18 protein-coding genes are annotated in these 17,147 nt (G+C 73.0%); 5 read left to right on the top strand and 13 right to left on the bottom strand.

Going from position 1 to position 17,147, the window contains the following annotated elements:
• Positions 1-4: 4 nt before the first annotated feature.
• Entirely contained in the window at positions 5-625 is a 621-nt protein-coding gene (locus tag ACWEK3_RS29775) for a DUF47 domain-containing protein (RefSeq protein WP_361420419.1), read from the bottom strand.
• Between the two features lie 215 nt (positions 626-840).
• On the opposite strand from ACWEK3_RS29775, the gene ACWEK3_RS29770 reads away from it, so the two are divergent.
• Positions 841-1,194: a metal-sensitive transcriptional regulator gene (locus ACWEK3_RS29770; protein WP_450546927.1), complete on the top strand. Its 354-nt coding sequence runs from the start codon at positions 841-843 to the stop codon at positions 1,192-1,194.
• Positions 1,195-1,265: 71 nt separating this feature from the next.
• Here ACWEK3_RS29770 and ACWEK3_RS29765 read toward each other — a convergent pair whose 3' ends face one another.
• Positions 1,266-1,481 carry a hypothetical protein gene (locus tag ACWEK3_RS29765; protein ID WP_450546926.1) on the bottom strand — a complete coding sequence of 72 codons (216 nt, stop codon included), beginning with the start codon at positions 1,479-1,481 and terminating at the stop codon, positions 1,266-1,268.
• Between the two features lie 119 nt (positions 1,482-1,600).
• The gene (locus ACWEK3_RS29760; RefSeq protein ID WP_453251005.1) at positions 1,601-2,434 is read right to left on the bottom strand and encodes a hypothetical protein; all 834 of its coding nucleotides are present in this window, start codon (positions 2,432-2,434) and stop codon (positions 1,601-1,603) included.
• Positions 2,435-2,622: 188 nt separating this feature from the next.
• Between ACWEK3_RS29760 and ACWEK3_RS29755 the strand changes: the two genes are divergently transcribed.
• Positions 2,623-2,814, top strand: coding sequence for a hypothetical protein (locus ACWEK3_RS29755; RefSeq protein WP_376407525.1), 192 nt, complete (start codon positions 2,623-2,625; stop codon positions 2,812-2,814).
• Between the two features lie 14 nt (positions 2,815-2,828).
• Here ACWEK3_RS29755 and ACWEK3_RS29750 read toward each other — a convergent pair whose 3' ends face one another.
• The 10 genes from ACWEK3_RS29750 to ACWEK3_RS29705 all read right to left on the bottom strand — a co-directional run bounded on the left by ACWEK3_RS29750 (position 2,829) and on the right by ACWEK3_RS29705 (position 14,251).
• Entirely contained in the window at positions 2,829-3,257 is a 429-nt protein-coding gene (locus ACWEK3_RS29750; RefSeq protein WP_450546924.1) for an NUDIX hydrolase, read from the bottom strand.
• A gap of 18 nt (positions 3,258-3,275) precedes the next feature.
• Entirely contained in the window at positions 3,276-4,352 is a 1,077-nt protein-coding gene (locus ACWEK3_RS29745) for a CHAD domain-containing protein (RefSeq protein WP_450546923.1), read from the bottom strand.
• Positions 4,333-6,735, bottom strand: a complete 2,403-nt coding sequence (locus tag ACWEK3_RS29740; RefSeq protein WP_450546922.1) for an RNA degradosome polyphosphate kinase — start codon at positions 6,733-6,735, stop codon at positions 4,333-4,335. Before ACWEK3_RS29740 ends, ACWEK3_RS29745 begins: the two co-directional genes overlap by 20 nt.
• Positions 6,736-7,547: 812 nt before the next feature.
• On the bottom strand, positions 7,548-8,468 hold the full coding sequence (mshD, locus tag ACWEK3_RS29735) for a mycothiol synthase (protein WP_450546921.1): 921 nt from the start codon (positions 8,466-8,468) through the stop codon (positions 7,548-7,550).
• Positions 8,469-8,524: 56 nt separating this feature from the next.
• Positions 8,525-9,982: a HAMP domain-containing sensor histidine kinase gene (locus ACWEK3_RS29730; protein WP_390727963.1), complete on the bottom strand. Its 1,458-nt coding sequence runs from the start codon at positions 9,980-9,982 to the stop codon at positions 8,525-8,527.
• Complete coding sequence (locus ACWEK3_RS29725; RefSeq protein ID WP_361420392.1) at positions 9,979-10,710, bottom strand: response regulator transcription factor; 732 nt, start codon at positions 10,708-10,710, stop codon at positions 9,979-9,981. The genes ACWEK3_RS29730 and ACWEK3_RS29725 overlap by 4 nt, the downstream gene beginning before the upstream one ends.
• A 117-nt stretch (positions 10,711-10,827) precedes the next feature.
• The gene (locus tag ACWEK3_RS29720) at positions 10,828-11,046 is read right to left on the bottom strand and encodes a hypothetical protein (protein ID WP_453251004.1); all 219 of its coding nucleotides are present in this window, start codon (positions 11,044-11,046) and stop codon (positions 10,828-10,830) included.
• A 58-nt stretch (positions 11,047-11,104) separates the two neighbouring features.
• Positions 11,105-12,229 carry a S1C family serine protease gene (locus ACWEK3_RS29715; RefSeq protein WP_450546919.1) on the bottom strand — a complete coding sequence of 375 codons (1,125 nt, stop codon included), beginning with the start codon at positions 12,227-12,229 and terminating at the stop codon, positions 11,105-11,107.
• Between the two features lie 135 nt (positions 12,230-12,364).
• Entirely contained in the window at positions 12,365-13,387 is a 1,023-nt protein-coding gene (locus ACWEK3_RS29710) for a LacI family DNA-binding transcriptional regulator (protein WP_390727959.1), read from the bottom strand.
• Between the two features lie 87 nt (positions 13,388-13,474).
• A complete protein-coding gene (locus ACWEK3_RS29705; protein WP_453251003.1) occupies positions 13,475-14,251 on the bottom strand; it encodes a winged helix-turn-helix transcriptional regulator in 777 nt (258 codons plus the stop codon).
• Between the two features lie 240 nt (positions 14,252-14,491).
• Here ACWEK3_RS29705 and ACWEK3_RS29700 point away from each other — a divergent pair, with 240 nt between their 5' ends.
• The 3 genes from ACWEK3_RS29700 to ACWEK3_RS29690 are packed head-to-tail and all read left to right on the top strand — an operon-like array spanning position 14,492 to position 17,111.
• The gene (locus ACWEK3_RS29700; RefSeq protein ID WP_450546917.1) at positions 14,492-15,394 is read left to right on the top strand and encodes an alpha/beta hydrolase; all 903 of its coding nucleotides are present in this window, start codon (positions 14,492-14,494) and stop codon (positions 15,392-15,394) included.
• Between the two features lie 37 nt (positions 15,395-15,431).
• The gene (locus tag ACWEK3_RS29695) at positions 15,432-15,686 is read left to right on the top strand and encodes a MoaD/ThiS family protein (RefSeq protein ID WP_361420374.1); all 255 of its coding nucleotides are present in this window, start codon (positions 15,432-15,434) and stop codon (positions 15,684-15,686) included.
• A 3-nt stretch (positions 15,687-15,689) separates the two neighbouring features.
• Positions 15,690-17,111, top strand: a complete 1,422-nt coding sequence (locus tag ACWEK3_RS29690) for a hypothetical protein (protein WP_453251002.1) — start codon at positions 15,690-15,692, stop codon at positions 17,109-17,111.
• Positions 17,112-17,147 lie beyond the last annotated feature (36 nt).

Below are 17,147 nucleotides of genomic sequence, written 5' to 3'. Positions count from 1 at the left end.
CGCCTCAGGACTCCTTGACCGCGATGGTCTCCACCGTGTTCGCCACGTGCTCGAAGGCGTCCGCGGCTTCCTCCAGCACGTCCACGATCTGCTTGAGCTTCAGCACCTCGATCGCGTCGTACTTTCCGTTGAACAGGTGGGCGAGCAGCTTGCGGTGGATCTGGTCCGCCTGGTTCTCCAGACGGTTCACCTCGATCCAGTACTCGGTGAGGTTGTCCATGGTCCGCAGATGCGGCATGGCCTCGGCCGTCAGTTCCGCCGCCCTGGACAGAACCTCGATCTGCTGCTCGACGCCCTTGGGCAGTTCCTCGACGTTGTAGAGGACGACCAGGTCGACGGCCTCCTCCATGAAGTCCATGATGTCGTCGAGGGACGACGCGAGGGAGTAGATGTCCTCGCGGTCGAAGGGCGTGATGAACGAGGAGTTCAGCTGGTGGAAGATCGCATGCGTGGCGTCGTCACCTGCGTGTTCCGCGGCCCGCATACGCTCTGCGATCTCGGCCCGGGCGGAAGCGTCCGCCCCGAGCAGTTCCATCAGGAGTTTCGAGCCCGTGACGATGTTGTCCGCGGACGCGGCAAACATGTCGTAGAAGCTCGTCTCCCTGGGGGTCAGACGAAAGCGCACGTGGGGTCCTCGGGGTGCTTCGGTTCGGGTCAGGGTGATGTTAAGCGCATCATCCGGCCACGGCTAAGGGGCCGTCCCCCAGTGTCGCCCATGAGCCCCCGTGCTCGGCACGGGGGCATGCCAAGGCTGCTGCCGCCCCGCAGGATTCGTTACCATATACCCGCCAGGGGTATGTCTCCTCGGTGTGTGCCGAGAATTCCGAGAGCGAGGACGCGATGACGACCACAGAGGCCGGAGCGACGGCGCCCTCCGAGAACGTGAGCGGAATCACCGAACACGGGCCCGTCACGCACGGTTACCACAAGCAGAAGGACGAGCACCTCAAGCGGCTCCGCCGGATCGAGGGCCAGATCCGCGGGCTGCAGCGGATGGTCGAGGAGGACGTCTACTGCATCGACATACTCACCCAGGTGTCCGCCTCCACGAAGGCCCTCCAGTCCTTCGCCCTGCAACTGCTGGAGGAGCACCTGCGGCACTGCGTCGCCGACGCGGCCCTCAAGGGCGGGTCGGAGATCGACGCGAAGGTGGAGGAGGCCACGAAGGCGATCGGGCGGCTGCTGCGCACCTGAGGCTCACCGGTCCGGCGGGCTGCGGGGGTGCGAGGCTCACCGGTCCGGGCGGCTGCCGGTGTACGTGAGGCTCACCTGCCCGGAGGCTGCCGCCGGGCCCCCGGCGTTCTCCGGCACGTGCCGGCCTCGGGCTCCTCGGCCACCCGCAGCACCTCGTCGATGCTCTCCAGGCTGAGCCGCTCCTCGGCGGCCGAGGCCGCGATGATCAGCTCGCCGCACAGCTCTATCTCGGCGAGGGCCACGTGGTCCTGGACTGCCCTACCGCTGAGCGGAGCCACGCGCGTCACCTCTTCTCTGCCGTCTGCCGCTGCCGACTTCCTAGGGTAGGGAGCGGCCTACGCGCGGCGCATGGCACCAAAGGGCTAGTTCGCCGGTCATTTCTCGGCCCATTCGGGTCCGTCCCGGCTCACTGCTCGGCGATCCGCCCGGTGTAGATGTCCTGCGGCCGCGGCAGCGCCACGGTCACCGGCGTCCCGAAGGCGTACAGCAGCGTGGTGGAGAAGACGGCGACGGTGCGTCCCAGCTGCCCGTTGACGAAGGCGAAGCTCTGCCGGAGCTTGCGGATGCGGCCGTGGTCGTCGAGGTAGACGTCGAACGGGACCGCGCTCGTGGCGAACCCTTTCGCCGCCGCATTCAGCGCCGCCTCGTGGGCCGCCGTGGCGCTCTTCGCCGCCAGGGCGAGATCGGCGGTGCCCCGGTAGTGGCGGACCGGGACCCCCGCGACCTCGGTCCTCTCCACGTACGTGGCCGTGCGCGTGCCGCGCAGCACCTCGGCGGCGGCGAACGGGTCGGTGGCGCCGCCGGTGACCAGGTTGCCGTCGACGAGCGTGGCCGTGTCCACCCGCACCCACTTGTCGGCCGGCACGCCCGCTCCCCGGTTCTTCATGAACAGGGCACCCGGTGCGAGGAGCTCCGTGATCGGCACGTGCTCGGCGGCCCCCGACGGGTCCTGCGGCAGCACCAGCGTCAGCCGCCCGCGCTGCCCGCGGAAGTCGTAGCCGCCCTCGCCGCGGATCGTCACACGGGTCCCGCCGGTGGCCATCTCCATCGACGTACGGGTCTGCGCGCTGCCCGCCTCCAGCAGCACGTCCGGCGCCTGGCGCAGCGTCTGCACCGGATCGGTCGCGGCGCGCGCGTCGTCGGCGGCCACGCCGCCGGAGCATCCGGTGGCGCACGCGGCGGCCAGGACGGCCGCCGCGAGTACCGCGCCGCCCGTTCCTGCCCGCGCGCCCGGCCTCACCCGAGCACGAGCAGGAGGGACACCCAGCCGCCGCCGCACCGCCATCGCCCTGCCTACCCCCAGCTGCTACGTCCGTCACGGGCCCCTGTCGTCCGGTCAACGACGAGTGGGTGGCCCCCGTCACGCACGCACCCGATCCACAGGACCCCGTAACGCCCCGTTCACCTGGCGTGGGTACGTTTGTCAGCGTGGTGCAGCATGAGGGCCTGAGCCCCGTCCAGGAGGACCGCAGGAGCCGGGACGTCGTGGGACACCGTGCGACGACCGTCGAACAAGGCCGTTTCTGCCTGGCCCGCTGCACCTGTGGCTGGCGCGGTCCGGCACGGCGGGCCCGCAGCCTGGCCCGCACGGACGCGCTGGGACACGAGGGCGGCGCCTGACCGCACCGGCGCGCTCAGCCGGGCCGCAGCGCCGCCGGCAGTTCGTCCGCCAGTGCGCGGTCGCGGAACTGGGTCAGCCGGTTCCGGGCCTCGGCCGGGGACAGCCACAGGACGCGGTCCACCTCCTTGTTGGGGGTGAAGCGTCCCGCGACGGCCTCGGCGGCCCAGTAGCGGACCTGTTTGGGTCGGCCGCCCGCCATGTAGGCCACGGTGCTCAGTTCGACGCCGGGCACGGCGACGTAGCCCGTCTCCTCCGCCACCTCGCGCACGGCGCCCGCCAGCGGGTCCTCACCGCGCTTGAGCTTGCCCTTGGGGTGGGACCAGTCGTCGTACTTCGGCCGGTGGACCAGGCACACCTGGAGCGTGCCGTCCAGCGGCGAGCGGCGCCACAGCACGCAGCCGGCCGCCAGGACGGGCGTGTCGTTCAGGCCGAGGTCGGTCACCGCTGCTCACCCGTCCTGTCAGCCGGCGCCGACGGCCTGCTTCAGCCACGACTGCTGGAAGGCGAACCTGGCCGCCTCCACCTCGTGCCGCTGGTCCGCGTGCAGCACGCCGAGCGCGTACGCCGTCGCCGGGGCGATGCGCGGGGTGCGGGCCGCCGAGGCCGCGGCGGCCGCCGCCTCCGAGGCGTCGCGGTGCCGGTCGAGGGCCTGGCCGGCCGCCAGCAGCCGCGCGATCACGGGCGAGTCGGCTCCGTCGAGGACCTCGCGGGCGTACCGGTGCAGGCGCAGCAGCAGGCGGACCTGGTGCCAGGGGGCGTCCTGCGGGTGCGGGGACGGGTCCGGGGACAGGCCGTGGACCAGGGCCTCCGCGTTGTAGGGGCTGCCGGCGGTGACGAGCGGGAGGGCGGCGACGGCGTCCGTCAGGCGCTCCCGGGCGGCGGCGGCCAGGGGAGTCAGGTCCGCGGTGGCGGCGGCCGGGGTGAGGGGGACGTCGCTGGCGAGTACGGCCACCTTGTCCGCGACGGCGTGGAAGCGCGCGGAGCCCAGCGCCTGGAGGGCGGTCGAGTGCGCCCGGGTCCGGGCCAGGGTGAGCTGGCGCTCCAGCAGGGCGCCCGCTTTCGCCGCGCCCACGGTGAGGTTGCCGCGGTCCACGGCGCGGCCGCTCGGGACCTCCTCGGTGGGCTGGGCCGGGAGGACCGCTGTTCCGGAGAGCCGGTGCAGGGCCAGCAGCAGCCGTTCCAGGCAGGCCTGGCAGGCGTGCTCCCGGGCCAGGGTGCCGGACAGCCAGGCCAGTTCCGGGCACAGCTCCGCCGACCAGGCCTCCTCGAGCAGGGGGCGGAAGGTGTGCACGCTGCCGCTGATGCGGCGGGCCGAGCGGCGCAGGGCGCGCGCGGCGTCGACGGACTCCTCCGTGCCGTGCCCCGAGCCGCCGGTCTCGCGGTGCAGGCGCAGCGCGCGGAGGAACTCCGTGGCCTGGGCCCGCAGATAGCACGCGAGAGCATCGGCGGTGGGGGCACCGCCCTGCTCCAGCGCGGTCGGCAACTCGGGGGGACTCCCGGCCGTGGAGTCCGTCGGGTCAAGGTGTTGCTGTGCCACGCCGGCGCCTCCGGGCGTCTATGAGCATCTCCTGGATGTTGCGCAGGGGCTGGCCGTCCGAGTCGGTCGCGTGCCGGGTCCACTCGCCGTCCGCGCCGAGGTGCCATGACGAGGTGGTGTCGGACATGCCGGTCTCCAGCAGCCGGTTGAGGGCCGCCCGGTGGGCCGGGTCGGTGACCCGGACCAGGGCCTCGATACGGCGGTCGAGGTTGCGGTGCATCATGTCGGCGCTGCCGATCCACACCTCGGGCTCGCCGCCGTTGCCGAAGACGAAGACCCGGGAGTGTTCGAGGAAGCGGCCGAGGATCGAGCGCACGCGGATATTCTCCGACAGGCCGGGCACGCCGGGGCGCAGGGCGCAGATGCCGCGCACCCACACGTCGACCGGTACGCCGGCCTGGGAGGCACGGTAGAGCGCGTCGACGACCGCCTCGTCGACCATCGAGTTCACCTTGATGCGGATGGCGGCGGGGCGTCCGGCGCGGTGGTGCTGGATCTCCTTGTTGATCCGGGAGATCAGCCCGTCGCGCAGGGACTTGGGGGCCACCAGCAGTCGGCGGTAGGTCTCGCGGCGGGAGTAGCCGGAGAGGCGGTTGAACAGGTCGGAGAGGTCCGCGCCGACCTGCGGGTCGGCGGTGAGCAGGCCGAGGTCCTCGTAGAGGCGGGCCGTCTTCGGGTGGTAGTTGCCGGTGCCGACGTGGCTGTAGCGCCGCAGGGTGTCGTCGCCCTCCTGGCGCACCACCAGGGACAGCTTGCAGTGGGTCTTCAGGCCGACCAGTCCGTAGACGACGTGGCAGCCGGCCTCCTCCAGCTTGCGCGCCCACTTGATGTTGGCCTGCTCGTCGAAGCGGGCCTTGATCTCGACCAGGACGAGGACCTGCTTGCCCGACTCGGCGGCGTCGATGAGCGCGTCGACTATGGGGGAGTCGCCCGAGGTCGTCCGGTACAGGGTCTGCTTGATCGCGAGCACGTCGGGGTCGGCGGCGGCCTGCTCCAGGAAGGCCTGGACGGAGGTCGAGAAGGAGTCGTAGGGGTGGTGCAGGAGCACGTCCCGGCTGCGCAGTGCCGCGAAGATGTCGGGGGCCGAGGCGGACTCCACCTCCGCCAGTTCCCGGTTGATGCCGGCGACGAACTTGGGGTACTTCAGCTCGGGCCGGTCGAGGCCGTGGATGCGGAAGAGCCCGGTGAGGTCCAGGGGGCCGGGCAGCGGGTACACCTCGGCCTCGCTGATCTTCAGCTCGCGCACCAGCAGGTCGAGCACCTCGCGGTCGATGGACTCCTCGACCTCCAGGCGTACCGGCGGCCCGAAGCGGCGCCGCATGAGCTCCTTCTCCAGGGCCTGGAGCAGGTTCTCGGCGTCGTCCTCCTCGACCTCCAGGTCCTCGTTGCGGGTGAGCCGGAAGGTGTGGTGTTCCAGGATCTCCATGCCTGGGAACAGCTCCTCCAGGTGGGCCGCGATGACGTCCTCGAGGGGGACGTAGCGGCCCGGGGAGCTCTCCAGGAAGCGGGACAGCAGCGGCGGCACCTTGACGCGGGCGAAGTGGCGGTGACCGGTGACGGGGTTGCGTACGACGACGGCCAGGTTCAGGGACAGGCCGGAGATGTACGGGAAGGGGTGCGCGGGGTCGACCGCCAGCGGGGTCAGCACGGGGAAGATGCGGTGCCGGAAGAGCGTGAACAGGCGGGCCTGCTCCTTCTCCGTGAGCTCGCTCCAGCGGACCAGGTGGATGCCCTCCTCCGCGAGTGCGGGGGCGACGTCCTCGTGGTAGCAGGCGGCGTGCCGGGCCATGAGCTCGCGCGAGCGGGCCCAGATCATCTCCAGCACCTCGCGCGGCTGCAGCCCGGAGGCGGACTGGGTGGCGACGCCGGTGGCGATACGGCGTTTCAGGCCGGCGACCCGGACCATGAAGAACTCGTCCAGGTTGCTGGCGAAGATCGCGAGGAAGTTCGCGCGCTCCAGCAGGGGTGTGTTGGGGTCCTCGGCGAGTTCGAGGACGCGCTCGTTGAAGGCGAGCCAGCTGCGCTCCCGGTCAAGGAAACGGCCCTGCGGCAGCTGCTCCCCCTCTGCCGGTGCCTCCACGTACCCGTCGAGGTCGGCGTCGATGTCCGGTTCCAGGTCGGAGACCGTGGCCGCCACGGTGTGCGGGCGGTGCGCGGCGATGGAGCCCACGGAGGGCTGCGGGTTCTGCGCGGTGGCGGGGCCCGCGGGGCCTCCCACGAGGGTGGTGGGAGCCTGCGAGGTCTGCGCTGCCTGGGTGTCTGGCTGGCTCATGAACCTATTCTTCCGCGCGTGCGGCGGGACAGGCGCGTCGAAATGCACGCGCGGGAGCGCGGCGGCGGTCCCCACGCGGGGAGGCTCGGGCTCTGGCGCGGCGGGCTTCACCGCCTGAGCGTCGCAAGACCGTCTGAACCAACGGTTACGGACACATGACGTGCGGGACACTGTGGAGCGGCCCACCGGGAACGATGTAGGCCGGGGGACTCCGGAAACCGGCTCGGGGAAGGCGGGTAACTGCGAGCAGGCGCACGGGTGGTGCGCCAGCGCACGGTTCCTCGGCGACGGTGCACGGGTGTGCGTGGCGCGTCATGGGGGAGGTGGGTGGCCGGCCGGTGGGAAGCGGGTGGCGGGTCACGGGCCGGGAGGACGGATACGGCGGGTGGCCCGTCGGTGGGTGGCTGGGTGGCGGGCGCGCGGGTGGCGGTCGGTCCGCGGGTGGTTCGGGCCCGTGGCCGGCGGTGGCGTCCAGGCGGGACCTGGGCGGACGGCTGGTGGGTGGCGGGCCGCCCACGGGCCGGGAGGACGGGCAGGGTGGGTGGCGGCGCGCGGTCGCTTGGTGGCGGGCGCATGGGCGGGCGGGGCCGCCTCGGCGGTGGGACGACGGGCGTGGTGCGCAGTGGGCCCGCAGGTGGTGGCGGCCCACCGGCCGGTGGATGCGGGCGCGTCAGCGGTCGGCGGTCGGTCCGTGAACGGTGGATGGCAGCGTGTGCCGGGCCGTCCGCAGATCGGGAGGACTCACCCGGCGGGTGTGGGGGCGCGCGGGTGGTGGTCGGCCGGTCCGTGGGCGGCGGCGCGCGGTTGCTCCGCGGCGGGTGCGTGGGCGGCGGGCCGCCCACGGGCGGAGGACGGACATGGTGGGCGGCGGGCCCATGGGTGGCGGGCCGGCCGTGGGGCGGGAGCCGCGGGGCCCGGGGCGGTCAGGTCTCCGTGCGGTACATGAGGTCGGTCTCGTATGTGGTGAAGCCGAGGCGTTCGTAGACGGAGACCGCCGCCTTGTTGTCGGCGTCGACGTACAGCATCGCCGTCGGGAGGCCCTGCGCGGCCAGGTGGCGCAGGCCGATCAGGGTGAGGGCCTTGCCGAGGCCGCCGCCCTGGGCGCCGGGGCGGACGCCGAGGACGTACACCTCGCCGAGGTGTTCCTCCCGGTGCACCTTGGTCCAGTGGAAGCCGACCAGCCGGCCCTCGCGCTCGGCGAGGAAGAACCCCTGCGGGTCGAACCACGGCTGGGCCTCGCGGTCGTCGAGGTCGCGCTGGGTGAGGGAGCCCTGCTCGGGGTGGTGGGCGAACGCCTCCGCGTTCACGGCGAGCCATGCGGCGTCGTCCCGACCGGGCACGAAGGTCCGTACCGTCACGCCCTCCGGCAGCGCCGGCTCGGGCAGGTCGAGGTCCGTCAACGACCGCCGCATCTGCCGCAGTTCGCGGAACAGGGTGAGCCCGAGGACCTGTGCCAGATGCCGCGCGGCGGACTGCCCCCCGTGCGCCCACACCCGCAGCCGCTTGCCGGACGTGGCCAGCAGCGCGGCCCCGAGCGCCCGCCCGTGCCCGTGCCCGCGGTGCTCCGGATGGACGACCAGCTCGGCGGCGGGCGCCTCCACCGGATCGGTGTCCTCCAGCTGCGCGTAGCCGACGAGTTCGCCGTCGACGGCCAGCAGCAGATGGGACACCCCCTGGCGGGCCCCGCCCCGCAACTGGAGCCGGCCCTGCTCGGACACCGCCTGCCGTCCGTCGGCGCGGGCGGCCGCCTCCAGCAGCCCGAGCACGGCTTCGGCCCGGTCCGGGGTGAGCTCGGCGAGGGTCTCCAGGGAGCGGGCGGTCGGTGCGGTGTCGTCGCTGGTCATGGATATGAGGGTACGGGGTTCCCTCGCGGGGCGGCCGGGCCTTCCCGCACCGCGCCTCAGCCGACGCCAGGCATCTCCGGCGGCGGAACCGGTGCCCCCGGCAGCCGTACCGTCGCCACCGTGCCGCCGGCCTCGGCCGGTGTCAGGGTGACCTCGCCGCCCGCCCGTTGGACGGTGCGGGCGACGATGGACAGGCCGAGTCCCGAGCCGGGCAGGGCACGGGCGCTCGGGGAGCGCCAGAAGCGGTCGAAGACGTGGGGGAGTTCGTCGGTGGGGATGCCGGGTCCGTGGTCGCGGACGGTGAGGACGCCCTGGTCCAGGACGACGTCGATCGTGCCGTCCTTGGGGCTGAACTTCACCGCGTTGTCGAGGATGTTGACGATCGCCCGCTCCAGCGCGGACGGCTCCGCCCGTACGTACCAGGGGTCCAGGGCCGCCTTTATGGTCAGCTCCGGGCCGCGCAGCCGGGCGCGGCGCAGCGCCGCCTCCACGGTGTCCTGGAAGGCGATCACCTGGACGCGTTCGCCCCGCTGCCCGTCCGAGCGTGACAGCTCCTGCAAGTCGCCGATCAGCGAGGCCAGTTCGGTCATCTGTGCCTTGACCGAGGCGAGCAGTGCCTTGCGGTCGGCCTCGGGGAGTGGGCGGCCCGTCTCCTCGCTGCGGGTGAGGAGTTCGATGTTCGTACGCAGTGAGGTCAGCGGGGTGCGCAGTTCGTGGCCGGCGTCCGCGATCAGCTGCTGCTGAAGGTCCCGGGAGCTGGCCAGGGCCGAGGTCATGGAGTTGAAGGAGTGGGACAGGCGGGCGATCTCGTCCTCGCTGTCGTCCTCCACGGGGATGCGGATCGTGAGGTCCTCGGTGCGCGCCACGTGCTCCACCGCCTCCGTGAGCTTGTCCACGGGGCGCAGCCCGGCGCGGGCGACGGCGAGGCCGGCGGCTCCGGCGCCGAAGACTCCCACGCCGGAGACGAAGAGGAGCAGTAGGGCCAGGTCGCTGAGGGTGTTCTCGGTGTCCTTCAGGGAGAGCCCGAGCATGAAGGCGATGCCCGGGTACGCCTCGGAGTTGGGGCCGGGTCCCGTGGGGACGGCGACGGTCATCACGCGGATGTTGTTGCCCTGGGTGTCGGTGGTGGTGTGGAAGGTGCGCTCGCGCACATCGGGGTTGGCGGCCACCCCCTTGTCCAGGGCCGTGACCTTGATGACGCCCGGGGACCGGGTGTCCACGCAGAACTTGCCCTGGGCCGTCACCAACTGCACGTAGAGGTACGAGCGCTGCATGTCGCCCGACGAGTCGTCCGTCGTCTGCGTGCAGTTGGCGGCCATCGCCGAAGCCGTGGTGGCGGTCACCCTGCCGTAGCTCGCGAGCCGGCTGTCGACCTCGTCGTACAGCTTCCCCTGGACGATGAACCAGCAGGTGAGGGAGACCGCCGCCACCGCGAACGCCACCGCCGCCGCCACCAGCAGCGCCAGGCGGGAGCGGATCGGCAGCGCACGGAAACGGCGCAGCGCCCTCTTCACTCCGCGCCACCCTGCCGCAGTACGTAACCCACCCCGCGCACCGTGTGCACGAGGCGGGGCTCGCCGTCGGCCTCGGTCTTGCGCCGCAGGTACATGACGTAGACGTCGAGGGAGTTCGAGGAGGGTTCGAAGTCGAAGCCCCAGACCGCCTTGAGGATCTGCTCCCGGGTGAGCACCTGGCGCGGATGGGCCATGAACATCTCCAGCAGGGTGAACTCCGTCCGGGTCAGTTCCACCTGCCGGCTGCCGCGCGTGACCTCGCGGGTGGCGAGGTCCATGCGCAGGTCGGCGAAGGTGAGGGCCTCGTCCTCCTGGGCCGCGCCCGCCACGGCCGCGTAGGTGCTGCGGCGCAGCAGTGCCCGGATGCGGGCGAACAGCTCGTCCAGCTCGAAGGGCTTGACCAGGTAGTCGTCCGCCCCGGCGTCCAGGCCGGTGACCCGGTCGCCGACCGTGTCGCGGGCGGTCAGCATCAGGATGGGGGTGGTGTCGCCGGTGCCCCGGATGCGGCGGGCGGCGGTCAGGCCGTCCATCCGCGGCATCTGGATGTCGAGGACGACCAGGTCCGGCTGGTACGAGGCCGCCTTGCCCAGCGCGTCCGCGCCGTCCACGGCGACCTCGGTCTCGTACCCCTCGAAGGCGAGGCTGCGCTGGAGTGCTTCGCGTACCGCCGGCTCGTCGTCGACGATCAGGATGCGCTGGGGATCACGGTCGCCATCGGCGGGACTCATCGGTCGTCTTTCCTCGGGTCGCTGGGGCCGCGCGGACCGGTCGGTCCTGGGCTGAACGCTCTCAGCCTCGCATGTTTCGGTACGGCGGGGTGCGGCGCGCGGGTGGCGCGCCGCAGCTCAGGCCGCGATCGCGGCGATCCGGCGCAGCGGCACCTTGTGCCGGTGCGGGCGCTCGGCGGAGGTGCGCAGGCCCATCAGCTGGGGGACCACGGCGGCCTCGGGCACGCGGTTCGCCGGGCTGTGCGGTTCCTTCGTGGCGGTGCGGGCCAGGGTGAGGCCGGCGGGGGCGGTCAGGTCGATGGTGGCCGTCGTCTCGTGCACAACGTGCTGGATCATGTCGTACTCCTTGTCGAACGGTGCCGGACGCTGTCCGGGTGCCTGCCGGTGCCGCGCCTCAGCTCTGGGAGCCGGAGCGCAGGGTGGCCAGGTCGGACTTGACGATGTTGATCGGGATGGCGAAGCCGAGGCCGACGCTGCCGGCGCTGGACGAGTCCGACGCCTGCGTGGCCGAGTACATCGCCGAGTTGATGCCGACGACGTTGCCGCTCGCGTCGATCAGTGCGCCGCCGGAGTTGCCGGGGTTGAGGGACGCGTCGGTCTGTATCGCCTGGTAGGTGGTGGTGGAGGAGCCGGTGTCGCCGTTGAACTGGCGGCCGCCGAACTGGAAGGGCCAGCCGCCGCCCTGCCCCTGGTTCTCGTTGGTGGAGACCGACACGTCGCGGTGCAGGGCGGAGACGATACCGCTGGTGACGGTGCCGGTCAGGCCCTCCGGGGAGCCGATCGCGACGACCTGGTCGCCGACCGCCAGTCCGTCCGAGTTGCCGAGGGCCGCCGTCCTGAGGCCGGAGGCGTTGCGCAGCTTGATCAGGGCGAGGTCCTTGGAGCTGTCGGTGCCCACGACCTGCGCGGCGTAGGAGGTGCCGTCGCTGGTGCGCACCTTGATCGAGGAGGCGCCCGCGATGACGTGGTTGTTGGTGACGACCTCGCCGTTGCTGCTGACGATCACGCCGGAGCCGGTGGAGGTGCCGTTGTCGAGGGTGGCGTTGATCTCGACGACGCTCGGGGTGACCGCCTTGGCGATCGCGGCGATGCTGCCGCGCTGGCTGGAGGCCACCACATTGGTGGTGGTGCTGCTGGAGGTGACCGTGTCCGTGCCGGTCAGCTCCTGGAAGGCGAACGCGGTGCCGCCGCCCACCACGGCCGAGGCGATCGCCACCGCGGCGAGCAGGGCGAGCGGTCCCCTGGCGCGCTTGCGCGGCCCGGAGGCGTGCGCGGGTCCCGCCGGGACGGCCGGGAAGACGGCGGTGCCGCCGTCGTCCGCGCCGCCCTGACCGCCGTGGGCGCCCGGCCCGGCCGCGAACGGCTGCGCGGGGACGTACGGCGGCGGGGGCGGCCACTCCGGATTCACCGGGGCGGAGACCCGCCGCTGGTCCGCCGACTGCACGGAGTCGGCAGCCGGGGCCTGCCCGTCACCCTGAGGGTGTTCGTACTCGCCGGTGCGGCGGATGCTCTCGCTCATGACATTGAGAGTGTCCCGGGATCATGAGAGCTTCCTGAGTCCCCGCTGAGAAGCCCGACAGAACCTCGTATGCCCGATATAAGCAAGCCCCTCGGAGGGGTCTCCCGCGGCGAGAGGAGTCAAGGAGTAAGGGGGCTAGACGCAGCCGCAGGACGTGCGGACCACGAGGCGCGACGGGAAGAGCTTCAGCCGCTCCCGGCGCGAGCCGGCGACCCGCAGCCCGTCGTCCAGCACCAGGTCCACGGCCGCCCGGGCCATCGCCGACCGGTCCGAGGCGACCGTCGTCAGCGGCGGGTCCGTCAGCGCCGCCTCCTTGATGTCGTCGAAACCGGCCACGGCCAGCTCGCCGGGGACGTCGATGCGCAGCTCGCGCGCGGCCCGCAGCAGGCCGATCGCCTGGTCGTCGGTGGAGCAGAAGATCGCCGGCGGGCGGTTCGGGCCCGAGAGGATCTCCAGACCGATCCGGTAGGCGTCGTAGCGGTTGTACGGCGCCTCGAACAAGCGTCCCTCCGTCGGGAGGCCGGCCTCCGCCATGGCGCGCCGCCAGCCCTCGACGTGGTCGGACACGGGGTCGCCCACGGCGGGCGTCTCGGCGGTGCCGCCCACACAGGCCACGTAGTCGTAGCCGTGCTCCAGCAGGTGCCGTACGGCGAGCTGGGCGCCGCCGAGGTCGTCGGTGACCACGGCCACGTCGTCGATGGCCTCGGGCCGCTCGTGCAGCAGCACCACCCGGGCGTCCCAGGCATCGATCTCGGCGGCGGCGAGGTCGTTCAGCGCGTGGCTGACCAGGATCAGACCGGAGACGCGCATGCCGAGGAACGCCCGCAGATAGTGGACCTCGCGCTCGGCGACGTAGTCGGAGTTGCCGACGAGGACCATCTTCCCGCGCTCGGCGGCGGCCCACTCCACCGCGTGCGCCATCTCCCCGAAGAAGGGCTGGCGGGCGTCCGGGACGATCAGGCCTATGAGGTCGGTGCGCCGCGAGGCCATGGCCTGGGCGACCCGGTCGGGTCGGTACCCCAGCTCCTTGATCGCGGCGAGGACTCGCTCGCGGGTGGCCGGGGCGACCGGCCGGGGTCCGTTGTTGATCACATAGCTGACTACGGCAGTCGATGTCCCCGCCAGCCGCGCCACGTCATCCCGAGTCACCTTCGCCACGGCGCGGAGTCTACGCGGATGGACCCGCTCCCGGGCAGGGCGTACCGGAGCGTGGACGGGTATGCGACAGGCCCGTGGGGGCGCGCTTCACCTCTCCGCGCGGGCCCGCCTCGCCGCGGTGTCCCGATTCTCCGCCTTTGGTCGGGCGGCCCCGGCCTTCTTCTCGTCCGCGGCGTCCCCGGCACGGTCGGTCTTCTCGGGAGTAACGAATCGGTAACCGACATTGCGGACCGTCCCGATCAGCGATTCGTGCTCGGGGCCGAACTTGGCCCGCAGCCGCCGTACGTGGACGTCGACGGTCCGGGTGCCGCCGAAGTAGTCGTAGCCCCAGACCTCCTGGAGCAGCTGGGCGCGGGTGAACACGCGGCCCGGGTGCTGCGCGAGGTACTTCAGCAGCTCGAACTCCTTGAAGGTGAGGTCCAGCATCCGGCCCTTGAGCCTGGCGCTGTAGGTCGCCTCGTCCACGGACAGGTCGCCGCTGCGGATCTCCATGGGGGAGTCGTCGTTGGCGATCTGCCGACGGCCCATGGCCAGCCGGAGGCGGGCCTCCACCTCGGCGGGACCCGCGGTGTCCAGGAGCACGTCGTCGATGCCCCAGTCGGCGGTGACGGCCGCGAGGCCGCCCTCGGTCACCACGAGGATCAGCGGGCAGCCGAGACCGGTGGAGCGCAGCAGCCGGCACAGGCCGCGCACCTGCGGCAGGTCGCGCCGCCCGTCGACCAGGACGACGTCGGCGCTCGGGGTGTCCACGAGTGCGGGCCCCTCCGCCGGGGCCACCCGCACGTTGTGCAGCAGCAGGCCGAGGGCGGGGAGCACCTCGGCCGATGGTTGGAGGGCGTTGGTCAGCAGCAGCAGGGAACTCATCGCGCGCCTCCCGCAAGCTCTCGGCCGCGCTCGAGCAGGGGGGACCCCCATACCCGGGCTGTCGTATGTGCGTGCACCGTTCGCTCGTCCATGGCGTCTGGTTCCTCCTCGGTCCCTGCCCACTGCGCGATCAACGGGCCGTACACCTGCGGTTTCCCGCGCCGTATACAACGCTTCCGAAAGCACGAAAGGACCCGGGGGCTGCGCTGCCCGAGTCCTCTTCGCAGCAGAATAGCCGATATGAGGTCGGGATCGGCAGGTCGAGTGGTGCGTTCGACGGACGTTCCGGAGGGCGGGACACCACCGGGCACGGGCGCCGGGGGCGTGGTCAGGACGTTCCTGCGTACGGCGGACGGGGTGGCGCTCGACGCCGTGTACGAGCCGGGCGCGGCCGCGCGGGACGGCTCCGGCGGCGGTCACGGCGACGGCCGCGGCGACCTCGTGTTCGTGATCGCACACGGCTTCACCGGCGACCTGGACCGGCCGCACGTGCGCCGGGTGGCGCGGGTCCTGGCCCGCTACGGCGCCGTGGTCACCTTCTCCTTCCGCGGCCACGGGGCCTCCGGCGGGCGCTCGACCGTCGGCGACCGCGAGGTACTGGACCTGGCGGCGGGGGTGGCCTGGGCGCGCGGGTTCGGGCACGCGCGCGTGGCGACCGTCGGCTTCTCCATGGGCGGCTCGGTGGTGCTGCGGCACGCGGCCCTGCACGGCGGTCCGGAGGACGCCGCACCGGGCGAGGGGCACGCGGACACGCGTACGGACGCCGTGGTCTCCGTCAGCGCGCCCGCGCGCTGGTACTACCGGGGCACGGCCCCCATGCGCCGGCTGCACTGGCTGGTCACACGCCCCGAGGGCCGGCTGCTCGGCCGCTACGGGCTGCGCACCCGGATCCACCACCGCGACTGGGACCCCGTCCCGCTGCCGCCGTTCCAGGCGGCCTCGCGCATCGCACCCGTCCCCCTGCTGATCGTGCACGGCGACCGGGACGGCTACTTCCCGCTCGACCACCCCCGGATGCTGGCCGCGGCCGCCGGTGACCACGGGGAACTGTGGCTGGAGCCCGGCATGGGCCACGCCGAGAACGCCGCCGCCGACGAACTCCTGCACCGCATCGCGCGCTGGACCCTCGCACAGGCGGGCTAGCCTGACCCTGTTCATAGACGAGTGATCGAGGGACGGGATGGCAAAGGTCACGGTGCGCTACTGGGCGGCGGCGAAGGCCGCGGCCGGGGTCGCCGAGGAGCCGTACGAGGCGGAGACGCTCGCCGAGGCGCTCGACGCGGTGCGCGGGCGGCACCCCGGTGAGCTGGACCGGGTTCTGCGGCGGTGCTCGTTCCTCATCGACGGTGACCCGGTGGGGACGCGCGCACATGAGACGGTACGGCTGATTGAGGGCGGCACGGTTGAGGTGCTCCCCCCGTTCGCAGGAGGGTGAGCGATGACCGACCAGCCGTATGAGGGGTCTCCCGGGTCTCCCTACGACAACCCCTACAGCGGGTACGACCCGTACGCGGGGCAGTACCCCCAGCAGCCCGCCGCGCAGCAGCCGTACCCGCCGGCCCAGCCGCAGCAGCCCGCCGCGCAGCAGCCGTACCCGCCGGCCCAGCCGCAGCAGCCCGCCGCGCAGCAGCCGTACCCGCCCGCCCAGCCGCAGGCGCCCGCCGACCAGCAGCCGTATCCGCCCGCCCAGCCGCAGGCGTGGCCCGCGCAGCAGCAGGCGTACGGGGACCCGCAGGCCGACCATTACACGCAGCACTGGCAGGGGCAGACCTGGGACACCCAGACGCACGCCCGGCCGCCGGCCGCCGCCGCGGAGACGGCGTACCTGCCTCCGGTGGTGCACCAGGGGCCGGTCGCGGCTCACGGGGTCCAGGGAGGCGGGGGCAACGGCGCGCAGGCGCCTTCCTACGCGCCGCAGCCGCAGCCGCAGCCGCAGCCGCAGGCTCCGGCCTCGGCCGCCGCCACGGAGACGGCCTACCTGCCCCCGGTGGGGCATCACGCGCCGCAGCCGCAGGCCGCCGCTCCGGCCGCCGCGGCGACGGCTGCCGATCCCGAGGGGGACGGGCCCGCCTACGGTCCCGCGACCGTCGCCGGAAACACCCGGGTCACCGACGCGCAGCGGGCCCGCGCCGAGGGACGCTCGCCGATCATCGAGCCCGGGATGCAGCCGGCCGCGCTCACCGCGTTGCTGGGGCTGCTGCTGGCGGGCACGGCGGAGCTCGGCGTCTACGGGCTGCTCGTGCCGCTGGTCGTGCTCCAGGGCGTGACGGCCGCGGGCTGGTTCCGGCTGAACGGCATGTGGCCCGCCCGGCAGGGCATCGCCCTCGGCTTCGCGGGCGCGCTCGCCGCGGACGTGGCGGTGCTCGCCGCGGGCCGCGAGCACGCGCCCGCGGCGATCCTGGGCACGCTCGGGGTGTGGGTGCTGCTCTCCCTCGTCCTCCAGCTGCGCTCCCACGCCGACCCGGACGAGCGGATGTACGGCCTGATGGCGAGCGTCGCCGCGGCGGCGCTGGCGATCGTGGCCACCGGCTACCTCGCCGCCCCGCCGGACGCGGTCGCGGTCGGCGCGGCGGCGGTCGCGGTGGCCGTCCTGGCGCGGGCGCTGCCGCTGCCCGCGGCGGCCTCGGTGGTCGTCGCGCTGCTCGCGGCGGCAGGCGCGGGCATCGCGGTCGGAAGCATGACGGACCTGGGCGCCAAGGGCGCGCTGCTCGGCGCGGGCGCCGCGGTGTGCGCGCTGATCGGGCACCGCGCGGCCAGCTACGACTATCCCTCGCGCTTCGTGCACTTCACGGCCGGTGTCGCCCTGCCACTGTCGGCCGCGGCACCGGTGGTGTGGATGCTGGGACGGGCGCTGGGATGACCGCACCCCGGACCGGGCCCGCTGTCACAGCTGCTC

This window comes from Streptomyces sp. NPDC004721 (genome assembly GCF_053601495.1).
Note: the sequence above shows the minus strand (reverse complement) of the source record. Positions and strands in the feature narration are given on the sequence as shown.